Source organism: uncultured Hyphomicrobium sp. (assembly GCF_902826555.1).
GTDB lineage: Bacteria > Pseudomonadota > Alphaproteobacteria > Rhizobiales > Hyphomicrobiaceae > Hyphomicrobium_C.
On sequence record NZ_CADEFI010000074.1, the window covers coordinates 1 to 5827 of the forward strand.

The window sequence follows — 5827 nt, forward strand, 5'->3', positions numbered from 1 at the left end:
CGGTTCCGAATGAGGGTCGATTTGCGTCGTCTCCTCGGCCAGCTCGACGGATGCTTCGTTGAGGCGGGCGGCGTAGTCGCGGACCTCGCGTGTGATCTCCATGGAGCAGAACTTGGGTCCGCACATGGAGCAGAAGTGAGCGACCTTGTGGGCTTCCTTGGGAAGCGTCTCGTCGTGGAAGCTGCGGGCCGTGTCGGGGTCGAGCGAGAGGTTGAACTGGTCCTCCCAGCGGAACTCGAAGCGTGCCCGCGAGAGGGCGTCGTCGCGGAGTTGCGCTGCAGGGTGGCCCTTGGCGAGGTCCGCTGCGTGGGCCGCGATCTTGTAGGTGATGACGCCCGTCTTCACGTCGTCGCGGTTGGGAAGACCCAAATGCTCCTTCGGCGTCACGTAACAGAGCATAGCGGTGCCGTACCAGCCGATCTGGGCGGCGCCGATGGCGCTCGTGATGTGATCGTAGCCGGGGGCGATGTCGGTGGTGAGCGGCCCCAGGGTGTAGAACGGGGCTTCCCCGCATTCGCGGAGCTGCTTTTCCATGTTGACCTTGATCTTGTGCATGGGCACGTGGCCTGGGCCTTCGATCATCACCTGGCAGCCCTTTGCCCAGGCGATCTGGGTCAGCTCGCCGAGCGTCTCAAGCTCGGCAAATTGCGCGCGGTCATTGGCGTCGGCAATGGAGCCGGGGCGAAGGCCGTCACCGAGCGAGAAGGAGACGTCGTAAGCTCGCATGAGGTCGCAGATCTCGTCGAAGCGCTCGTAGAGGAAGCTCTCCTTGTGATGGGCGAGGCACCACTTGGCCATGATCGAGCCGCCGCGCGAGACGATGCCGGTGACGCGGCTGGCGGTCAGCGGCACGTAACGCAGGCGAACGCCGGCGTGGATGGTGAAATAGTCGACGCCCTGCTCACACTGCTCGACGAGGGTGTCGCGGTAGACCTCCCACGAGAGCTTGACGGGATCGCCGCCGACCTTCTCCAGGGCCTGATAGATCGGCACGGTGCCGATGGGGACGGGGCTGTTCCTGATGATCCACTCGCGCGTGGTGTGGATGTTGCGGCCGGTGGAGAGATCCATCACCGTGTCGGCTCCCCAGCGGATGGCCCATACCATCTTGTCGATCTCCTCCTCGACCGAGGAGGTGACGGCGGAGTTGCCGATATTGGCGTTGATCTTCACCAGGAAGTTGCGGCCGATGATCATCGGCTCCAACTCGGCGTGATTGATGTTGGCCGGGATGATGGCGCGGCCGCGGGCTATCTCGTCGCGCACGAACTCGGGCGTGATGTGCTCGGGTATCGCGGCGCCGAAACTGTCGCCGTCGGCGAGTGCCGCCTTGGCGCGCGCGAGGGCGGCGGTGCGCCCGAGGTTCTCGCGGTGGGCGACGTAGATCATCTCTTTCGTGACATGGCCGGCGCGCGCGTGCTCCAGCTGCGTGAGGGGGGCACCATCGTTGCCGCGCAACGGCTGGTGTACGATCGGAAATTCGCGGGCGGCGTGGCGCCCTGTGACGGAGCCGTTGTCCTCGGGCTTGACCGAGCGCCCCTCGTAGCGCTCGACGCCGGCGCGTTCCAGCACCCAGGCCTCGCGATGGCGCGGCAGACCCTGGTTGACGTCGATCGCCGCGTCGGACTCCGTGTAGGGGCCGGAGGGATCGTAGACGCGGACCGGGGATTCTCCGCTGGTGGGCGAGAGCGCGATCTCGCGCAGCGGGATGCGCAGATCGGGTGCGGCATCAGGAGAGACATAGATCCTTCGCGAGCCGGCAAGCGGCCCCGTCGTCACTTGTACCGCCTTTACTTCCGACGCTCGTGTCGGCTTGTTCATGGCATGCTCCAATTCGAATGGGGTTGAGGGGCGGATGCGTCTCTAGACGAGCGCGTAGCCTTTGGCGGTCAGAAATGCGCCGAGCAGCAGGACCACGAGGGCCCAAACCGTCACGGTGTTCTCGTTCTTCAATGCAGCGCTGCGGACCTCGGTCACATACTCCGGCCAGATGATGCGCATGGTGCCGGCGATCACGCACGCCCAGCCGAGGGCGGTGACGAGAAGCGTCCATTCGCCGGACCAGATGTTGTGAGTGCGGACGATGGCGAGGCCCGCGAGCAGCGTCAGAATACCGGAGAAGAAAATGAACTCCGGGCGGTTCAACACGCCGGTGACCAGACCGCCGACCGATTTCCTGTTGATCAGCAGTGCGGCGGCGATCGCTATGAACAGCGGGCCAGCCAAGCTGGCGATCAGCTCTGCGTTTGTCATCGTGTCCATCCCTTCGCCGGTATGAGCCGGATCAGGTTCGAAGGGTACTCGTGGGTGTCACCACGATCTCAGCCGGTCCTTTCCGGCGCCCCTTGGAACGAGGGGAGCTTGGCGCCGTTGGCGGCTGTATGCAAGGCCGTTGGAGGGCGGTGTACTTTCGTCGGTCGCCCCAACGGGCAGGTTATCGTCAAAAAAAGAAGGGCCGGTCGAGTGACCGGCCCTCGGATCAACGTGTGGAGTGGCTTACCAGTCGCGGTGATCGCGGTGGTAAGGCCGATAGGCGTAGCGCCAGCCGTAGAAGCGCGGCTTCCAGTGGTGGCGGTGGGCGTAACGCCAGCGCGGCGGTCCGTCGAACCGGTCGCCGTAATAGTGCCTCTTGTCCTTGTAGCCGTAGCTCGAGCCGTAGGTTTCCTTTTTGTAGGAGTTGCCGCGATAGTCGGCGAGCGCAGGCGAAAGCGTGATCATCGTCGCGGCGGCGGCGATCGTCAGCTTGGTGATCAGCGAGGTGTTCATGTGACGTCTCCCTTTGGTCCGCACGGTCGTTGTTCCGGACCTCGAGGCCATAGTCGGCTACCGCGCTTGAACTCACTCTGAATGCGTTCGACAGCTGGCGTTCACTTCCGCTCGCGGGGTGCCGCAAAAAAAAAGGCCGATCTTGCGATCGGCCAGCGGGAAGATGCGGGCGTGAAGAGATGCGTTGTCAGCTTCGCGTGCAGGCGTGAGCCATCTCGACCTCGATGATGGTGGCGGCGTTCTCACGCTGGTAGTCATTGAGCGGCACAGCCGACTGATCGGCATAGCGGCAGTTGTGGGTGCCGAAGGCTTTGATCGCGCGCGGCGTGCGGAAGCAATAGCCGGCGTCGTTCCAGATCGAGTTGCGCAGGATCCAGAGATCTTCGCAGCTTTTGTGCTCGATCTCCTGTTTCGTGACGTAGACGTTCTCGACGCAGTCGATCAGATGGCAGCCGGCGTTCGCCGTCGCGGGGACGGCGAACGTGGCGGCGGCCACGAGCAACAGCGGAGCCAGGGGGCGGGGCATGGCGTTGGCCTGATGATGGTTGCTGTGCTGGCGCGATTACTTGCCGACGCGGGGGAGGCCCCAGAGGCGGTGCCAGCCGTCATGCGATTCGCTGCGGATCGATGCCGACGCGTCGTTCTGCATCTCGGTCAGCTTGGCGCGGTCGCTTTTGGAAAGAGAACCGTCCGCCTTCAGGGCAGCCTCGGTGCGCGCGATGCGGTTCTGCTGGGCGCGGAGCTTGATGCCTTCGGTCCAGGTGATCGATCCGTTGTTGCGGCCGCGCTCGATCCGCTCGGCCTGGCGGTCCTGGCGATCATCGATCGTGTTCGCCGATGCGATCGCCGGGACGGCGATCGCGAGCATCAGGGCGAGGGGGATGGTGCGATACATCGTCGTTCTCCTGTTTCCATCTTCGTCCGGCGGGGGCCGGCTCGTGATGGCGACAGGGATAGCCGCGGCGCTTTGAACCGGCTCTGAATGGGCGCGTCAGGTGCCGTTCATCTGACGGAAGCGGGTCGACACGGCGAGGATTAATTCCCGAAAGAGAAACGCCCAACCCCGGGGGGCGGGGCTGGGCGTTGTAGCGCTCTCGCGCGCAACGCCGGGAGGGAAGCCGGCGTTCCAGACGATTGCCTCGGTTAGACGGGGGGAGCTACCGATGTATATGGCATCGCCTGTGTAACCATGACATAAGCGCAACACGCTAGCTTTCAATAGGGGGAAGCGGCGCCGATCACGAAAACGTGACTTACTTTTCCCCTGAATCCCCAGGTGTCGGTGATTCGGGGGTCCGGAAAGGCAAAAAATGCCTATGTTTTATACGCTTCAGCCGTCTGCCAATTTCCTCGGCAACGATCTCAAACTCGAGTATTTCTCCCAGCCCGGCCGAAAATCGGCGATCAGGGATGGAATTTATTCAAAGTGACCGCCTGGATCTTGAACAGGCTGGCGTCCAGCTTCTCGGTCGTGTTCAGCTCCGAGACCTCGACGCGGGTGTCGATGCCCTGGGCGTCGGTCGTGAGCCATTCCTTGAGCGTAAGCTCGGGGCCTTTGGTCATGAACAGCTTGATCTTGCCGGGAGCGTCGGGGCTCTTGTCGCGCATGGCGACGATGATCTGGTCGTCGCTTTCCTGGACCTCGACGATCTTGGCATCGCGGATCAGGTCCACGTCCTTGCGCAACAGCAGCCGGAACGGAGTCTGGTCGAGCGCGACGCGATCCTCGTTGTTGAGGTCAAGGTCCTGAATGGCGAGATACTCGCCGTCGGAGATGATGATCTGCTTCGAAGGCCGCGAGTAGTCGAAACGGAAGCGGCCGGGCCGCTTGACCATGAACTTGCCCTTCATGCGCTTGTTGTCAGCGACCGTCGTCTGGACGAAGTCACCCTTGAGATCGCCGAGCGCGTTGAAGTAGTCGTTGACCTTCTTGACCAGCACCGTTTGAGCGTCATTCAACACCAGACCACCGCCGGGGGTCGCGACCTCGGCGTTCCATCCCGACGCGTTCTGTCCGTCCGAAGCGGCTGCGGCGGCCGGAGGCTGCTGTTGGGCGGCGGGAGCTTGCGGTGTCTCGGCGCCGGGACGCGTTGCCGGCACCGGCGCCGGCACGGCGGTTGCGGCAGGCTGGTCGCCAGCGGGCGAGGCAGCACCGCCGCCATGGGCTGGGGCGGCGAACATCGCAAGCGCAAGGCCAGCCGCAGCGGCCAGATCCGATATTTTCATGTTCCGTCTCATTGAGCCCCCGCCCCCTGCCCTGGAGGCGCTCCTGCTGTCTGACCGGACAATGCGTCCACAAATGGGCAATGTTCCGGCCGCGAGCCCTTCTCCCCGATCGCGCGTGGATCGGAGATCAGGGACCCGTTTCCGCGAGGGATTGATAGGGGGTGGTCAAGAGGCCGTCCAGTGCTCGCCCGCGTCTTTCCCCGCTGTTCGCCGGCCTCGCGCGGGGGCGAGGCCTTGCCGCCGCGGCTCCGGCTCGGCATTGCCTCTACGCACGTGATTTGCATCGCGAAATTCGATCGGGGCGTTAGCCGGCAAGGACTTGCCGATGCGGGGCCATGCTCCGCGGAGGGGATACGTCAGTATTCGACGGTGACAGTCAGGCGACGGAACGGCCGGAGCCCTCGCCGGCGAGGATCTCGCGGCGGCCGGTGTGGTTCGGGGCGCTGATGAGGCCTTCGTGCTCCATGCGCTCGATCAGATCGGCGGCGCGATTGTAGCCGATCGAGAGGCGGCGCTGGATGTAGCTCGTGGAGGCCTTGCGGTCGCGCATGACGATCGCAACGGCGCGCTCGTAGAGGCTTTCGCCTTCCTCGCTGCTGCCGGCCTGAGGGCCTTGGGATGGGCTCGCGCCTTCCTGCGCAGCGAGGATGCTCGCCACATAGCGCGGCTCGCCCTGCGTCTTCAGGTAGTTGGCGACCGCCTCGACCTCCTCGTCGGAAACGAACGGTCCATGCACGCGCAGCAGCTGGCCTGCACCGGACGTATAGAGCATGTCGCCCTGGCCCAGCAGCTGCTCGGCACCCTGCTCGTTCAGGATGGTGCGGCTGTCGATCTT

At 64.3% G+C, this 5827-nt stretch carries 7 protein-coding genes and 1 riboswitch; all 7 genes read right to left on the reverse strand.

The window, feature by feature from the left end; all coding sequences use genetic code 11:
• The coding region (gene thiC, locus QZV93_RS17440) for a phosphomethylpyrimidine synthase ThiC (RefSeq protein WP_295559983.1) at positions 1-1821 on the reverse strand (1821 nt) is incomplete at its 3' end.
• 42 nt (positions 1822-1863) lie between these two features.
• Positions 1864-2253, reverse strand: a complete 390-nt coding sequence (locus QZV93_RS17445) for a hypothetical protein (protein ID WP_295559985.1) — start codon at positions 2251-2253, stop codon at positions 1864-1866.
• Positions 2245-2356, reverse strand: a riboswitch (TPP riboswitch). (Overlaps the previous gene by 9 nt.)
• Positions 2357-2496: 140 nt before the next feature.
• Positions 2497-2766, reverse strand: a complete 270-nt coding sequence (locus tag QZV93_RS17450; RefSeq protein ID WP_295559987.1) for a hypothetical protein — start codon at positions 2764-2766, stop codon at positions 2497-2499.
• Positions 2767-2953: 187 nt separating this feature from the next.
• Positions 2954-3292, reverse strand: coding sequence for a YARHG domain-containing protein (locus tag QZV93_RS17455; protein ID WP_295559988.1), 339 nt, complete (start codon positions 3290-3292; stop codon positions 2954-2956).
• A gap of 36 nt (positions 3293-3328) precedes the next feature.
• Positions 3329-3661 (reverse strand): hypothetical protein, encoded by a 333-nt coding sequence (locus QZV93_RS17460; protein ID WP_295559989.1) that lies wholly within the window; start codon positions 3659-3661, stop codon positions 3329-3331.
• Between the two features lie 509 nt (positions 3662-4170).
• Complete coding sequence (locus QZV93_RS17465; protein ID WP_295559991.1) at positions 4171-4992, reverse strand: outer-membrane lipoprotein carrier protein LolA; 822 nt, start codon at positions 4990-4992, stop codon at positions 4171-4173.
• Positions 4993-5368: 376 nt separating this feature from the next.
• Positions 5369-5827: DNA translocase FtsK (locus QZV93_RS17470; RefSeq protein WP_295559993.1), on the reverse strand; the 459-nt coding region annotated here is incomplete at its 5' end.